At 58.1% G+C, this 13,741-nt stretch carries 15 protein-coding genes; 4 read left to right on the forward strand and 11 right to left on the reverse strand.

Going from position 1 to position 13,741, the window contains the following annotated elements; translation table 11 throughout:
• Positions 1-15: 15 nt before the first annotated feature.
• The 3 genes from BN1137_RS04395 to BN1137_RS04405 form a co-directional block, all read right to left on the reverse strand.
• Positions 16-456, reverse strand: coding sequence for a DUF2489 domain-containing protein (locus BN1137_RS04395; protein ID WP_050717434.1), 441 nt, complete (start codon positions 454-456; stop codon positions 16-18).
• Positions 457-467: 11 nt separating this feature from the next.
• Positions 468-1,046: a Der GTPase-activating protein YihI gene (gene yihI / locus BN1137_RS04400; protein WP_050717435.1), complete on the reverse strand. Its 579-nt coding sequence runs from the start codon at positions 1,044-1,046 to the stop codon at positions 468-470.
• A gap of 803 nt (positions 1,047-1,849) precedes the next feature.
• Positions 1,850-2,467, reverse strand: coding sequence for a c-type cytochrome (locus BN1137_RS04405; RefSeq protein ID WP_050717436.1), 618 nt, complete (start codon positions 2,465-2,467; stop codon positions 1,850-1,852).
• A gap of 143 nt (positions 2,468-2,610) precedes the next feature.
• Between BN1137_RS04405 and yihA the strand changes: the two genes are divergently transcribed.
• Complete coding sequence (yihA, locus tag BN1137_RS04410; RefSeq protein WP_050717437.1) at positions 2,611-3,267, forward strand: ribosome biogenesis GTP-binding protein YihA/YsxC; 657 nt, start codon at positions 2,611-2,613, stop codon at positions 3,265-3,267.
• Positions 3,268-4,281: 1,014 nt separating this feature from the next.
• On the opposite strand, the gene aroE is transcribed toward yihA, so the two are convergent.
• The 8 genes from aroE to BN1137_RS04450 form a co-directional block, all read right to left on the reverse strand.
• Entirely contained in the window at positions 4,282-5,103 is an 822-nt protein-coding gene (gene aroE / locus BN1137_RS04415) for a shikimate dehydrogenase (protein WP_050717438.1), read from the reverse strand.
• Between the two features lie 101 nt (positions 5,104-5,204).
• Complete coding sequence (hemF, locus tag BN1137_RS04420) at positions 5,205-6,113, reverse strand: oxygen-dependent coproporphyrinogen oxidase (protein WP_050717439.1); 909 nt, start codon at positions 6,111-6,113, stop codon at positions 5,205-5,207.
• Between the two features lie 95 nt (positions 6,114-6,208).
• Positions 6,209-6,769: an L-threonylcarbamoyladenylate synthase type 1 TsaC gene (locus BN1137_RS04425; protein WP_050717440.1), complete on the reverse strand. Its 561-nt coding sequence runs from the start codon at positions 6,767-6,769 to the stop codon at positions 6,209-6,211.
• A gap of 138 nt (positions 6,770-6,907) precedes the next feature.
• On the reverse strand, positions 6,908-7,414 hold the full coding sequence (purE, locus tag BN1137_RS04430; RefSeq protein ID WP_050717441.1) for a 5-(carboxyamino)imidazole ribonucleotide mutase: 507 nt from the start codon (positions 7,412-7,414) through the stop codon (positions 6,908-6,910).
• A 74-nt stretch (positions 7,415-7,488) separates the two neighbouring features.
• Entirely contained in the window at positions 7,489-8,046 is a 558-nt protein-coding gene (locus BN1137_RS04435; RefSeq protein WP_050717442.1) for a DNA topoisomerase family protein, read from the reverse strand.
• A gap of 55 nt (positions 8,047-8,101) precedes the next feature.
• Positions 8,102-8,575 (reverse strand): DUF494 family protein, encoded by a 474-nt coding sequence (locus tag BN1137_RS04440; RefSeq protein WP_050717443.1) that lies wholly within the window; start codon positions 8,573-8,575, stop codon positions 8,102-8,104.
• The gene (dprA, locus tag BN1137_RS04445) at positions 8,568-9,683 is read right to left on the reverse strand and encodes a DNA-processing protein DprA (protein ID WP_050717444.1); all 1,116 of its coding nucleotides are present in this window, start codon (positions 9,681-9,683) and stop codon (positions 8,568-8,570) included. Before dprA ends, BN1137_RS04440 begins: the two co-directional genes overlap by 8 nt.
• Before the next feature lies 1 nt (position 9,684).
• Positions 9,685-10,773, reverse strand: coding sequence for a LysM peptidoglycan-binding domain-containing protein (locus tag BN1137_RS04450; RefSeq protein ID WP_050717445.1), 1,089 nt, complete (start codon positions 10,771-10,773; stop codon positions 9,685-9,687).
• A gap of 108 nt (positions 10,774-10,881) precedes the next feature.
• Here BN1137_RS04450 and def point away from each other — a divergent pair, with 108 nt between their 5' ends.
• The 3 genes from def to rsmB are packed head-to-tail and all read left to right on the forward strand — an operon-like array spanning position 10,882 to position 13,689.
• A complete protein-coding gene (def, locus tag BN1137_RS04455; protein ID WP_050717446.1) occupies positions 10,882-11,394 on the forward strand; it encodes a peptide deformylase in 513 nt (170 codons plus the stop codon).
• 12 nt (positions 11,395-11,406) lie between these two features.
• Positions 11,407-12,351, forward strand: coding sequence for a methionyl-tRNA formyltransferase (gene fmt / locus BN1137_RS04460; protein WP_050717447.1), 945 nt, complete (start codon positions 11,407-11,409; stop codon positions 12,349-12,351).
• A gap of 45 nt (positions 12,352-12,396) precedes the next feature.
• Entirely contained in the window at positions 12,397-13,689 is a 1,293-nt protein-coding gene (rsmB, locus tag BN1137_RS04465) for a 16S rRNA (cytosine(967)-C(5))-methyltransferase RsmB (RefSeq protein WP_050717448.1), read from the forward strand.
• Positions 13,690-13,741 lie beyond the last annotated feature (52 nt).

Consider the following 13,741-nt stretch of genomic DNA (forward strand, 5'->3'; position numbering starts at 1 on the left):
CCTCTTTCTTTTTTATCAACGGCTTAACTGAAAATCCTTCAGCTGGGCCACATCCTTGAGGATCTGCGCCTCCAGCTCGGCCTCGTAGCCGCTGCGCTCGAGATCCATTCTCATCACTTCATTGCGTTTGAGTGCGCGCCTCGCCTCGTGAGTCGGCATCTCCTTCACCTTCTCATAGAGGCCATACAGACCGGGGAACTCGCTGGCAAACACGCGCCCGCCTTTGATCTGCAGGGCATCCAGCAGGTTGGTCAGACGGATGGCCCCTTCCGAATAGTCGCACTGCCCGTCCCGCACCGCATGGGCGATCACCCTGACGCTGTCGAGGATGCGTTCATTGCGGGCCGCGATGGCCTGTTGCTGCGCATCGCGCTGGCGCTTGAGACGGGCCAGCAGGGTACCGGCGTAAACCGCCAGCCCCAGCAAGACAAGGCCACCCAACAGGGCAGCCAGCATCCATCCACTCATCACTTCTTCTTCGGCTCTGGCTTGGGTTCAGGCTGATAACCGGCCTGGTTGAAGCGCTCCCACAACTCCTCTTCGGAGGCGGGCTGGCTCGGCTCGTCGAAGTCGGCCTCTTCAAATACAGCATCGTCATCTTCGTCTTCATCGGTGTCGATGATGCCGAGTTCGTCCATCAGCTCCTGGTAACGATCGACGCGCTGATCTACCCAGCTCTGTTCGGCCGCTTCCAGGGTCTCGCCGTTATCCAGCCGATCCAGCAGGTCGTTCAGACGATCATCGTTCTCGATGGAGGCGAGTTCCTGCTCAGGTGTCATCACCAACAGCTTCTCTTTTAGCGGCTTGGGAGCGACTGACTTGGTTTTCTTCTCGTCCATGATCAGCACGACCGGCTTGCGGGAACCGATGCGCGGATCCTTGGGCTGCTTGTTACCGCTGTTATGAGACTGTTCTGTCTGCTGGCGGGAGCCTGCCTTCAAGCCCTTGCGCTTGGCGGCGCGTTTACGCTCACGGCCTTCCAGGGCACTGGTATCTGATTCTTTGCGCTTGCCGGTAGGCTTGCGGGTGGGTTGTTTGGCCGACATGAATGACTCCGACAAATAACTGGATTGAAGCCCGAACCCGGGATGTTCTCGTCCGGGGAAGATGCTGAAGCGGGAACAGTAAATCTGGAACAAGAGTGGGATCCTGCGCCAATTCGGCCATATTTGACCGCTGAACACCGCAGGATCGGCATCCTCTGGGCATGTTGCTGGTATTTTGACACAGAATGGCTAGGCGGGTTAATGACCCAATAGAAAAAAGGCAGCCGAAGCTGCCTTGATATGTTTATGCGAGTCCCATTCCCTGGCTGCAAATCGCCTTTTCCCCAGGCGTACCTCTGCGCATCATATCTTGAGGTCTTCCTGACCCTTGTTGGTCAATCCTGAATGTGCGTGTGCTTGCCTGACCCGTCCCGATGACATCCTGCCATCCATCCGGGGTGGTTGCCTCCCGCAGCCCCGCTCGTCCAGAGCGGTCACCATCCTGGTCTTTCAATCCGTGCTCATCACTTGTCGTGGACTGAGCCGACTCCCTGTCCAACCTTCCCGAGCATGAATCGGCTCGCTGGGTCACTCCATGTATCCACTGTAGCAACTTGGCAAAATGGCTCAATCCACTCAAAATGTTTTCAAACGAAGATAATTTGCCAGTTCATATTTAACATATTGAAAGTTATAGCTTCCATAATGAAAGCTGTCGCTTGTTTCAGCCCGGACCGGACTTTGAAATGGGAGATCTCTTACAACAATGCGAGCCATTTATGAAAAATGGTTTTAAAGGTCAAAAATAAACGGGAAACCAATGGTTCCCCGTTCTTTTCAAGAAGATAAACAGCAGGTATTTATCAGTGCAGGCCAGACACGTATTTGGACAATGCCTCGATATCCTGATCTGTCAGCTTCTTGGCCACATCCCGCATCATGCCATTGGGATCATTTTCACGGGCCGCAGTGCGAAATGCGATGAGCTGGGCCTTGATATAGGCAGGATGCTGCCCCGACAGGTTGGGATACTTGGCCTGCTCAATGCCGGAACCACGCGGTCCATGGCAGGCAGTACAGGCAGCCAGACCACGGCTCATGTCGCCTCCCATGTAGAGTGCCTTGCCGGCGGCAACCACATCATCGGGTACGGCGATCGGAGTGACCTTCTGGGTGGAGAAGTAGGCGGCCAGGTCATCCATGTCCTGATCGGACAGGGGCAACGCCATGGGTCCCATGATGGGAGCAACCCGGCCAGTTTGGCCAGAAGCTGCAGCCTTCAGTTCAACTAATTGTTTTTTGATATATGATGCGTGCTGACCAGCAATCTTGGGATACATATCGACTGGGCTGTTACCGTCCGGTCCATGACAAGCCGCACACACGGCAGCCTTGGTTTGTCCCGCAGCGGCATCGCCCTTGGCTTGTGCCATCCCCGTTACGCCAACCATCAGAGCAAGAGTAATGACTAGGTTCTTCATGGCGTTCCAACTTTCTCGTTATTAGGCTTCCAGATCCCATGCCGCTGAAGGCATGTTAAAATAAACGCGTTTAAGCGACGCTATTTTACACGATTTCACATAAAAGTAACTCTATAACCCTCTATCTCTATGGGGAATTTACGTTGGATACACAAACTCTGAATTTCAATAAGGTGCATTTTGTGACCAGCGCACCCGACATCCGCCACCTACCCAATGATGGGGGTGTCGAAATTGCGTTTGCCGGCCGTTCCAACGCCGGTAAGTCATCTGCATTGAATACTTTAACCAAACACAAGAACCTGGCACGGACCAGTAAGACCCCGGGCCGTACTCAGCTGATCAACCTGTTCGAGCTGGAACCGGGCAAACGTCTGGTCGATCTGCCTGGCTATGGTTATGCCCAGGTCCCGCTGGAAATGAAGCTGAAGTGGCAAAAGTCACTGGCAGAATACCTGCAGCGCCGTGAGTCCTTGAAAGGTCTGGTGATCCTGATGGATATCCGCCACCCGCTCAAGGAAACCGATATGAACATGCTGGAGTGGAGCTCTCACCGCGAACTGCCGGTCATGCTGCTGCTGACCAAGGCCGACAAGCTGAGCCCAGGCCCCCGCAACACCCAGGTGATCAAGGTGCGTCAGGCTATCGCCAATCTGGGTCCTCAGATCCAGGTTGAAGCGTTTTCCTCGCTCAACCAGATTGGAGTGGAAAAACTCGCTCAAACCCTGACCGGCTGGTACCTGTCCGGCGCCGATGCAGAGCCGATAGACACTGACGAAGACAATCAGGTCGAGGAGTAAGTTACTCCTCTTCCTGCGGCAATGAGCGGAGTTGGCCCTCCGCTGATTGAAAGACGTTCAATCCCTCCAGGCCTCCTGCCCTTGCAACCCCGCACTCAATCGTTTTACAAAAACCATTAAAGATCAGCCAGATATTTAGTTAGGCTGCTTAAAGAATTAACTTTTCGTCTCTTTGACAACGTTTTCATTATTCCAACGCCAGGTGGCCTATCAAAGGCGTTTCAGGCACGAAAATGAAAGTTTATTACAGGACGTAATAGTGGATGGTATAAAAATGAGGCCAGTCCCGCTAGCTGCGGTCTGGCCTGAAGCAATGAGTTCAAAAAATTGGGAAAAAGCTAATTCTCGAGAACAAAGACGATTGGTTTTCCTCAAGAAACATCTCATTCTAGCAAAAAATCAACGTAATTAAAGCATTTACTCTAAACGAAAGGCATAAAAAAACACCCCGACGATGACTCATCGGGGCTGCTATTCAGCCACATTCAATTACGTGAAATAAAAGGTCTGAAAGATAGAACATCTTACCTCTGTACCCTACGTCCAGAACTGTACATCAAAGCAGCAAAAGGTGAAAGTAATTTATGTAATTTAGTTTCAACGAAAATAGATAAGATAAATTACTTTATTTTTCATATAGATAAAAAAATCCCCAGTATGAATACCGGGGAGTTATAAAGGTGACTAGCTAGCACTTCCTCAACTATCTAGTTAGTCAGCGCCGTTTCGCTCAAGTTCCGCTGTATTGAAAAAAAACTTGAGAACATTTCAGAACGATCGAATGAAAACAACTTAAATAATTGTTTTTGAAGCACTTTTTCTTTTATCTCTACCCTGTTGAGCGTAGAAAAAGCCACTTCTCTAGCGAGGATCAGCCGAACCAGCGCAGCCTAGCCGACCGCAACAGAGGTGGCTGTCTATTTATGCCTTCTCAGTCCGGTCAGAAAGCCTGCAAGCCACTTACTGCTCATGTGGTGCAGCATCAACTCGGGGCACAAGGTACTCAGCCCTGATTCACAGGATCCCCAGGTTACGCTTCAACTCCCTCAACACCTGCTTGGTCCCGGGACGGATACCGCGCCAGACGGTAAACGCCTCGGCCGCCTGCTCCACCAGCATGCCCAGCCCATCCATGGTCTGCAGGGCACCATGTTGCTTGGCCCAGTGAATGAAGGGGGTGTCCGTCGCCCCGTACATCATGTCGTAGATCGCTATCTCGTGATGGATCAAGGCCGGTGCCAGAGGCGGCAGATCCCCTTGCAGGCTGGCGGAAGTCGAGTTGATGATGAGATCGAATCGTCCCTGCAGATCGGCGTAGGGCTTGGCCGTCACGGCGCCGAGATCGTGAAATTCGGCAGCCAGCTGTTCGGCCTTGGCATGAGTGCGGTTGGCAATCACCAGCTCGCTCGGCCGCTCGGCCAGCAGCGGTGCCAAGGCTCCTCGCGCCGCGCCGCCCGCCCCCAGCAGCAATACCCGGCTAGCGACCAGATCCACGCCGTGCGCCTTGAGATCGGCCACCAGACCGGCGCCATCGGTATTGTCTCCGAGCAGTATGCCGTCATCGGTCAACTTGATGGTGTTGACCGCCCCAGCCCGCTGGGCCCTTGGGCTCAGCCGATCGACGAGGGTGAAAGCCTGCTCCTTGAAGGGCACGGTCACATTGCACCCCTTGCCCCCATCGGCGAAGAAGCCTTGCAGGGTGGCGGCGAACGCATCGACGGCGGGCTCGGCCAAGCCATACTCCAGCGCTTGCTGGGTCTGTCTGGCGAACAGGGTGTGAATGAAGGGAGACTTGCTGTGGCGCACCGGGTGGCCAAAAACCAGATAACGATCCATCAAATATGTCCATCGAAAGGCGGTCTCCCGATTTAACGGGTTTTCCCGCCGAGGGACAAGCCGAATCTCGGCGACGAGAAAGGGCCCGCAGGCCCTTCATGTCATACCCAGTTTCTGGGGGTGAGGTAATCGCGGTAGAGCGATGCCTCCGGGCTGTCGGGCTCAGGTTGCCAGTCGTACTCCCAACGCGCCAGGGGTGGCATCGACATCAGGATCGACTCGGTGCGACCGCCAGTCTGCAGACCGAACAGGGTACCGCGGTCATAGACCAGGTTGAACTCCACGTAGCGGCCACGGCGATAGAGCTGGAAGGCCCGTTCCCGCTCACCATAGAGTAACGCCTTGCGCCGTGCCACTATCGGCAGATACGCGGCCAGGTAGCCCTGCCCCACCGCCTGCATAAAGGCGAAACACTCCTCGAACGGCCAACGGTTCAGATCGTCGAAGAACAGGCCACCGACCCCGCGCGTCTCGTTGCGGTGCTTGAGGAAGAAGTAACGATCGCACCAGCCCTTGAACTCGGGATAGATCTCCTCGCCAAAGGGCTGGCAGAGATCGTGCGACACCTGATGCCAGTGCTGTACATCCTCGGCAAAGGGATAAAACGGCGTCAGATCGAAACCGCCGCCGAACCACCAGATGGGATCTTCGCCCTCTTTCTCGGCGATGAAGAAACGGACGTTGGCATGGCTGGTCGGCACATAGGGGTTGTGCGGGTGGATCACCAGCGAGACGCCCATGGCCTCGAAGGTACGACCCGCCAGCTCGGGACGATGAGCGGTTGCCGACGCCGGCATGGCATCACCATAGACGTGGGAGAAGTTGACCCCCCCCTGCTCGATCACGGCGCCATGACGCAACACTCGGGTCCGACCACCGCCGCCCCCTTCACGGGTCCAGGCGTCTTCCACGAAGCGCCCTTCGCCATCGGCCTGCTCCAGGCCATGGCAGATCTCATCCTGCAACCGCAGTAGAAAGGCCTTGATCTGGGCCACGTCCGGTTTGCTCATGTCGTCTCCAGTCAGCCGGGATCGCTGTCCCGCTCGTCTTATTATGGTGTCAGTGCCAACGCCCGCAGCCTGGTGATTTTCGGCTACGCCCCTTTTCAGGAGGGGCGGATGACGGCGCCGGTTCTGGCGTCCTTGATCTCGGACGGATTGGCCTGACCGCCCACGTCACCGGGCAGAATATAAGCCAGCATCTGTGCCAGTGGCGCCTCGATATCGGCGGTACAGCGGGCCGGCTCTTCACCGGTCAAATTGGCACTGGTCGATACCAGTGGCTTACCAAAGGCGCGGCACAGGGCCTGCACCTGGGGATGCGCCGTCACTCGTACCGCCAAGGTATCGAAACGGCCGGTCAGCCAGGCTGGCGTCGTGGCGCGGGCGGGCATGATCCAGGTGAAAGGACCGGGCCAGCTGGCCTCAACCCGCACCAGCTGCTCGGCGCTGAGCTGGTCCAGATCGATGTAATCCTGCAACTGCGCGATATCGGCGGCGATCAGGATCAATCCCTTCTCCACCGGGCGCTGCTTGATGGTCAGCAGGCGTTGCACCGCCAGCTCTGAGTCGGGATCGCACCCCAGACCAAACACGGCCTCGGTCGCATAGGCAATCACCCCTTCACTGCGGAGGGCGGCAACCGCTTGTTCAAATTCGTTTGGCATAAAAAATGCGGCAGCCAAGCTACCGCCTCATCACTTATTGACGTTGAGCCTGTGAGAGCGGCAACCACTGAGGCAAGTCTGTACTTCCCATGACACAGGGAAAGGCACGACATCTCAGCTTGGTTGCCGCCTCATCGCTTACTTGAGCAGTTGAGCCTGCAGGGCGGCATCCTTTGCCATCACTTCTTCGGCATTCTTCTGGCGCTCGGCCCGCACCTTGGCGGCCAGAGCGTCATCGGCCACGGCCAGCATCTGGGCAGCCAGATAGCCAGCGTTCTTGGCGCCAGCCTTGCCGATGGCCACGGTTGCTACTGGTACGCCACCCGGCATCTGCACGGTGGAGAGCAGTGCATCCAATCCCTTGAGCGGGCCGCCATCGATGGGCACCCCGATCACGGGACGGGTGGTGATGCCAGCAACGGCACCGGCCAGGTGGGCGGCCAGCCCGGCGGCACAGATGAAGACCTTGCAACCACGGGCTTCGGCATCGGTGACATACTGATGAGTCGCGGCCGGGGTACGGTGCGCGGAGGTAACTTTCACTTCCACGGTGATATCAAAGGTCTTGAGGACGTCAAGGGTGGATTGCATCACGGGGAAATCTGAGTCAGAGCCCATCAATACGGCAACAAAGGGTTTATTCATGGTGGGAATTTCCTTACTCCAAGTGGGGGGTTGAAGTTCGCCGAAAACGTTTCAATTTGGTTACGGCGGCGGGATTATACCTGCTCGCTCTGATGGCCGCATTTCTTTTGCGGGCAGATCCAGCGTAGATTTCCCCTCACTTTCTTCTCCACCATGATGCCCCAGCCACATTCGGGGCACGGCATCGAGATCGGCTTGTCATTAACCACATATTTACAATGGGGATAATCATCACAGGAATAAAACTGCTTTCCATAGCGGGAAGTGCGGCTCACCAGGTGCCCCTTGCCACACTCGGGACAGAGGATCTGGGTATCGTCACGCTCCTGCAGGGATTCGATGTGCTGACAGGCCGGATACTGGGTACAGCCGACGAACAGGCCGTAGCGCCCCTTCTTGATCGCCAGCGGCTGACCGCAATCCGGGCAGGCAGATCCCTCGAGTATTTTCTCGATGTCGCGACCGGAGGGAGTCAGGGAGCGGATATAGTCGCAGGCAGGATAGGCAGAACAGCCCAGAAAGGGGCCATGTTTACCCTGGCGGATCACCAGCTCGGCACCACACTGCGGGCAGGGTTCTCGCTCGAACGCAGGTTCGTGGGCAGAAAACAGGTGATGATCGATCTTTGACATGGGCCGCGCCTTGAAATCCAGATGGTCTGAATTCTACCAGCGCGGCACCGGACTGTCAGTGGATGACGCCGTCTGACTCATCAAACACCAGCTCTTCCATCTGCTGGTAGGCATTTTCACTGCCCGGTACGTTAAACAGCACCATCATGACTACCCATTTGAGGTCATCCAGCTCGATATCCGGTTTGTCCAGTTCGAGCAGGCGTTCGATACAGATCTCGCGGGTCTCGGCGTTCAGCACCTGAGCCTGTTCCAGGAACAGCAGGAAACCACGGCACTCGGTACTGAGACGCGCCAGCTCTTGCGGGGCATAGATCCGAATCGAGCCTTGCGCGCTGGCGGTGACATACACCTCCCGCTCGCTATCATGCAGATTGGCCAGCCTTTCCAGCCAGTTGAGCGCCTTCTCGATCTCCTCTTGATTGAAACCGGCCCGGCTCAGTTCGTCGGTGAGTTCATCCTGCTCGACCATCACATCTGCATCGCTGTGGATGTAGGTCTCGAAAAGGTACATCAATACATCAAACATGATTCGCCCTCCTCGTTCTGACGTATCCACCGGCTACCGCCATCACTGCACCGGCCAGCTCCAGCTCTACCAACCTGCCAAGCACTTGCTCGACAGGAAGCCGGGACCGCTCGGCAACGGTATCCACGCTCGTGGCTTCATAATCTACGTTATCCAACAAATCGGCATAAGGCAATTCGCTATTATCCGAAGGCTCGGACGAAGCAGTGACCGCTCTCACTTGCGCCGCTATTGCAGGTAGCTCCTCCATGACATCGGCCGCGGTTAGGACCAACTTGGCACCTTGCTGGATCAGCCTGTTGCAACCCAGCGCCTGCGTATTCTGAGGGGCGCCGGGGACGGCAAAGACTTCGCGCCCCTGCTCCAGTGCGTAGCGGGCCGTGATGAGGGAACCGCTCTGCTCGGTCGCCTCAATGACCAGCGTCCCCAGCGACAAGCCGCTGATGATGCGATTACGACGGGGGAAATGTTCGGCCAGCGGCCCCTTGTCCGGTGCCAGTTCCGAGACAAGCAGGCCGCCACTCTCCAGGATTTGCATGGCCAGACCCTGATGGCGCTTCGGATAGAGGCAGTCGAGCCCGGATCCCAATACCGCCAGGGTCACGCCGCCCGTAGCCAACGCCTGTTGATGGCAAACCCCGTCGATGCCCAACGCCAACCCCGAGGTGATGGCCAGCCCGTTGTCCACCAGCTCGGCGCACAAACGAGCGGCGTTATCTTTGCCGGCATAGGTGGGGTGACGCGTGCCCACCATTGCCAGCTGTGGCAGTGCCAACGCATCGAGCGCACCACGGCAATAGAGGAGCAAGGGGGCGGCGGGTATCTCTCTTAACAGGGTGGGATAATGCGGTGAATCCAGGCTGATGAGATGGTGATCCGATCCGGTTGCCCAATACAGACCCTGCTCCACCTCGGGTCCTGGCCACCTGAGTTGCCGGATCTGGGCCTCGCTGAGGCCAAGCTCCCGTAACCGGCCATCCTCACTGCCAAACAGAGCGACGATGTCGCCTTCAAAGCGGCCCAACAGGCGGGATGCGGTGACGGGGCCTATCCCCACCACCGCGTCCAGTGTCAGCCACAATGCGAGTCGTTCGAGTGGAGGCGACACGTCAGAAGTTGTTGACCTGATAACCCGAACCGACCATTTCCTGGCTCTGCAGGATCAGGCCATAACTCAACTTGTCATACACCTTAAACAACATGACCCTGGCCACGGCCTCGGTCGGCAGGGATGATTTGCCAGCGGAATAGAATGCCTTGTCATAGACGGAGGCATATTCGCGGTATGACACCTTACCATTCTTGTCCACCATCTTGGCGCCGGGGCGCTGGATCTCCAGCACATCGCCGGGTGAGACCTGATCCCGTAACCCCTTGTTGATGAGCACAACGTCAAACTTGCCACCCCCACGGGCCTTGCTCGGCAACTCGATCACATAGCCAGGTGATATGGCGGGTGCCGCCTTTGGCATGAAGACGGCAGTGAGGCTCTCCTGCGGCGGCAAGGGGATGACCTTGTCACCCTGATACACCTCGCGTCGGTTGTGGGTCAGCGTAACTCGGGTGCTGTTATTGGCCAGCCGCTCCTCCGCCCGCACCGTACCGACAAAGATGGCTTCCTGACCGAGTAGCTCCCCGGTTTTTCGGTCCTTGTAGGTGACACCAGGGCGATAAACCCCGTAGTCCTGACCGGACGTCAACGAACCCTGCACAAAGAGAACATCCCCCTCCAGCATGCCGACATGGCGCTCGTTGTTGCCGAGCACATAGGGCAGAGCCTTGGCCTGCTGGCTGTCGGCCAGAATATGATCGGTCTGCAAGAAGGGACCTATCTCGCTGAGCGGCAGGGTCGGGATCGGGCTGGCCTTGTTCTCATAGCGATTCTTGGGGGATAGGTGAATGACCTGCTTGCCTCCCTGGCTGGCCTTGCCAAGGCGAGGCTCGCCGTTGACCCAGCTCAATTGCAGCACGTCACCGGGATAAATCCAGTGCGGATTGGCAATCTGTGGATTGATGTTCCAGAGCCGCGGCCAGAGCCAGGGCTCGGCTAGAAACTGGCCCGAGATGTCCCAGAGGGTATCCCCCTTCTGGACGACATAGTTCTCGGGATGACCGGCTTTTAACGTCAGCGGCGCCGCCAGGGCACCACCAGCCAGAGTGACCGCCAGGCAGGCGAAGATGGTTTGCTTCAGATACATAACACTCCCTGTTATTTCTGCTCGCAAAGTGTTGCTGTTTTTTGTCGGCGTAAATGACTAGAATTACGTCAATATTGACTGCATTTATACGAAACTAAAGAAAAAATTATGGCCATTCTAGATGTATTGCGTTTCCCCGATGAGCGTCTGCGTACTATCGCAGCCCCTGTCGAGACCATTACACCCGAGTTACAACAGATTGTAGATGATATGTTCGAAACCATGTACGCGGAGGAAGGCATAGGCCTGGCCGCGACTCAGGTCGACATCCATCAGCGCATCATAGTGATCGACGTCTCCGAAGACCGTGAGGATCAGCTGGTACTGATCAACCCGGAAATCCTGGAACAATCCGGCAGCACCGGCATCGAAGAGGGATGCCTCTCCGTCCCCGGTAGCCGCGCCCTGGTGCCGCGCGCCGAGTGGGTCAAGGTACGGGCACTGGATCGCAACGGCAAACCATTCGAGCTGGAAGCAGACGATCTGCTCGCTATCTGCATTCAGCATGAGATGGATCATCTGGTCGGCAAGCTGTTTGTGGATTACTTGTCCCCACTCAAGCGCCAGCGCATTCGTCAGAAGCTGGAAAAAATGGCCCGTGAAGATCGCAAAGCCCTCTGAGGATCTGCCCCATTGAATAAGCTGAAACTCATTTTTGCCGGTACCCCCGACTTCGCCGCCCGTCACCTGGCGGCGTTGTTGTCTTCCGACCACGAGGTCGTCGCCGTTTACACCCAGCCCGACAAGCCGGCAGGCCGTGGCCAGAAGCTCACCGCCAGCCCGGTCAAGGAGTTGGCCCTCGCCCACGATCTGCCGGTCTATCAGCCCGCCTCCCTGCGCAATGAAGAAGCCCAGGCCGAGCTCGCTGCCCTTGGCGCCGATCTGATGGTGGTGGTGGCCTATGGCCTGATCCTGCCGAAAGTGGTGCTCGACACCCCGCGTCTCGGTTGCATCAATGTACACGGCTCCCTGCTGCCGCGCTGGCGCGGCGCCGCGCCCATCCAGCGCTCCATCTGGGCGGGCGATGCCGAAACCGGCGTCACCATCATGCAGATGGATGTGGGGCTGGATACCGGCGCCATGATCCGCAAGGTCACCTGCCCCATCGCCCATGACGAGACCTCCACCAGCCTGTATGACAAGCTGGCCGAGCTGGGTCCCCAGGCGCTGGTCGATACGGTGAATGCCATGGCTGCCGGTGAAGCGCGCGCAGAAGAGCAGGACGATGCGCTGGCCAACTACGCCCAGAAGCTCTCCAAGGAGGAGGCCCGCATCGACTGGTCCATGGACGCCGCCGCCATCGAGCGCTGCATCCGCGCCTTCAACCCCTGGCCCATCAGCTGGTTCGAGGTGGCCGAGCAGACCATCAAGGTCTGGCAGGCCGAGGTCATCGACACTGAGCACGGCCAGACGGCGGGCACTCTGCTCAAGGCCGACAAGCAGGGTATCGACGTCGCCACCGGCAAGGGCGTGCTGCGTCTGCTGGCTCTGCAACCTCCCGGCAAGAAGGCCATGTCCGCCTCGGATCTGCTCAACTCTCGCCGCGACTGGTTTGTACCCGGCACGCAATTGAAATGAACCAAGCGGGGCCCAGGCCCCGACTTGCGCATCTAAGGTAACATTATGAAAACACGTGCACAGGCCGCTCTCGTTATTCAACAGGTGCTGGATCAGGGCCAATCCCTCTCCGCTGTTCTGCCTGCTGCCCAGGAGAAGGTCGCCCCTCGCGACCGCGCCCTCCTGCAAGAACTCTGCTACGGCACCCTGCGCTGGCTGCCCCGCCTCGATGCGGCGGTGAGCGAGATGATGGACAAGCCGCTCAAGAACAAGAGCCGTATCTTCCATTATCTGATCCTGGTCGGTCTCTATCAGCTCATCTACACCCGCATTCCGGCTCACGCCGCGGTGGCCGAGACCGTCAACGCCGTCAAACTGCTCAAGGGCACCTCCCTGCGCGGCCTCATCAACGGCGTGCTGCGCAACTTCCAGCGCAGTGCCGAAGTCATCTTGCTGCGCATCGACCGCGTCCCCAGCATCCGCCTCGGCCACCCCGAGTGGATCACCAAGCGGCTGCGCCAGGCCTATCCCGAAGATTGGGAGTTCATCATGGAGGCCAACAACCAGCGTCCCCCCATGTGGATCCGCAACAACAGCCAGCGCCAGAGCCGCGAGCAGATGCTGGCCCGCATGGCCGAGGTCGGCATCAACGCGGTGGCCGGTGAGGAAGGGGATGACTGCATCTTGCTGGAGCGCCCTTGCGACGTGACCAAGCTGCCCGGCTTCGAGCAGGGTGACTGTTCGGTGCAAGATGGTGCCGCCCAGCAAGCCGCCCGCCTGCTCGACCCGCAGCCGGGTGAGTGGGTGCTGGATGCCTGCGCCGCCCCCGGTGGCAAGACGGCTCACCTGCTGGAACTGCAACCCAAGCTGGCTGGCGTGGTCGCCGTCGATGCCGACGACAATCGCCTCAAGCGAGTGCGGGAGAACCTGGAACGCATCGGCCTCGAGGCCCGCGTCATCCACGGCGATGCCAGCACCCCCGAGCAGTGGTGGCCAGAGGGTCAGTTCGACCGGATCCTGCTGGACGCTCCCTGCTCCGCCACCGGCGTCATCCGTCGCCACCCGGACATCAAGTGGCTGCGTCGGGATCAGGACATCCGCGAACTGGCCGAGCTGCAGCGCCGCATCCTCAATGCACTCTGGGGAAAACTGAAGAGCGGCGGCACCCTGCTCTACGCCACCTGCTCCGTACTGCCGGAAGAGAACCGGGATCAGATCCGTGCCTTCCTGGCCGACACCAAGGACGCCCGTCTGGTGCCCCTGCACCAGCAGGACACCCCGGCCAATCCGGGTCGCCAGTTCCTGCCCGGCGAGGCGGAGATGGACGGCTTCTATTACGCCAAGCTGATCAAGCAGTAAGCGGTAGTTGAGGGGTCGGGGCGCCACATTGGGCGCCCTCGTTTCGAACCAA

Source organism: Aeromonas tecta, from assembly GCF_000820185.1.
GTDB classification, from domain to species: Bacteria; Pseudomonadota; Gammaproteobacteria; order Enterobacterales; family Aeromonadaceae; genus Aeromonas; species Aeromonas tecta.

Coding starts and splice junctions, on each gene's coding strand:
- BN1137_RS04425 (WP_050717440.1), bottom strand. CDS start 6,769: ATGCCAAACGAATTTGAACAAGCGGTTGCCGCCCTCCGCAGTGAAGGG.
- BN1137_RS04405 (WP_050717436.1), bottom strand. CDS start 2,467: ATGAAGAACCTAGTCATTACTCTTGCTCTGATGGTTGGCGTAACGGGG.
- BN1137_RS04440 (WP_050717443.1), bottom strand. CDS start 8,575: ATGTTTGATGTATTGATGTACCTTTTCGAGACCTACATCCACAGCGAT.
- aroE (WP_050717438.1), bottom strand. CDS start 5,103: ATGGATCGTTATCTGGTTTTTGGCCACCCGGTGCGCCACAGCAAGTCT.
- rsmB (WP_050717448.1), top strand. CDS start 12,397: ATGAAAACACGTGCACAGGCCGCTCTCGTTATTCAACAGGTGCTGGAT.
- BN1137_RS04435 (WP_050717442.1), bottom strand. CDS start 8,046: ATGTCAAAGATCGATCATCACCTGTTTTCTGCCCACGAACCTGCGTTC.
- def (WP_050717446.1), top strand. CDS start 10,882: ATGGCCATTCTAGATGTATTGCGTTTCCCCGATGAGCGTCTGCGTACT.
- hemF (WP_050717439.1), bottom strand. CDS start 6,113: ATGAGCAAACCGGACGTGGCCCAGATCAAGGCCTTTCTACTGCGGTTG.
- yihI (WP_050717435.1), bottom strand. CDS start 1,046: ATGTCGGCCAAACAACCCACCCGCAAGCCTACCGGCAAGCGCAAAGAA.
- BN1137_RS04395 (WP_050717434.1), bottom strand. CDS start 456: ATGCTGGCTGCCCTGTTGGGTGGCCTTGTCTTGCTGGGGCTGGCGGTT.
- purE (WP_050717441.1), bottom strand. CDS start 7,414: ATGAATAAACCCTTTGTTGCCGTATTGATGGGCTCTGACTCAGATTTC.
- BN1137_RS04450 (WP_050717445.1), bottom strand. CDS start 10,773: ATGTATCTGAAGCAAACCATCTTCGCCTGCCTGGCGGTCACTCTGGCT.